We start from the raw sequence: 713 nt of genomic DNA on the forward strand, positions 1-713 counted from the left end.
ATGTGTCTGTCTTGTCGGACCTCATGGCTATGCGTTTGAATTCTTTCAATTTCTGAAAGTAATTCTCAATCAGGTGCCGCCACTTATACATTTCTTTGTCAATATCTAGTGGAGCAACGCGCTGCGGTCGTTGTGAGATGACGATCTTTGCACCACGCGCGTTCATGTCCTCAATGATCCAATTGCTGTCAAAGGCTTTGTCTGCCAGCAGTGCGTTGAACTCTATTCCTTTGATCAGAGGTGCCACACCGATGGTATCGTAGCGATTGGCCGGCATCAGAACAAACCGGACAAGGTTGCCGAGAGCGTCCACCAGAGCCAGTATCTTGGTGGTCCAGCCGCCCTTTGATTTGCCTATGGCCTGGCCTTGAGTCCCCCTTTTGCGCCCATACCGTGACGGTGAACTTTGACGATGGTCGCGTCAATCATGGCGTATTCCAGATCCGGCTCATCGCTCAGTGCGTCGAATATCCGTTGAAATACATCGGCTTGCACCCATCGTCGGAAGCGCCGGAAAACACTGTTCCACTTGCCAAATTCTACTGGAAGGTCACGCCAGGGCGCATCCGTGCGCACAATCCATAAAACAGCCTCCAAAAATAAGCGGGTATCTGCGCCGGTACGCCCTGGCGCCGTTGCGCCACCGGGGCAAAGCGAAGCGATAGCCTGCCATTGACGATCTGTGAGAACAAATCTGCTTGTGTCCATTCAAG

The 713-nt window shown here is 52.5% G+C and carries 1 protein-coding gene; it reads right to left on the reverse strand.

The window, feature by feature from the left end:
• Window positions 1-708, reverse strand: a protein-coding gene (locus ACFSE1_RS19420) for an IS5 family transposase (protein ID WP_377405314.1) whose coding sequence is annotated in 2 segments (ribosomal slippage) — window positions 1-372 and window positions 372-708 — 709 coding nt annotated over the 2 segments. Because the reading frame shifts where the segments join, the coding sequence is not laid out codon by codon here. This gene is flagged as partial in the annotation.
• Window positions 709-713 lie beyond the last annotated feature (5 nt).

The organism is Affinirhizobium helianthi (genome assembly GCF_042680945.1).
Taxonomy (GTDB): Bacteria; Pseudomonadota; Alphaproteobacteria; order Rhizobiales; family Rhizobiaceae; genus Neorhizobium; species Neorhizobium helianthi.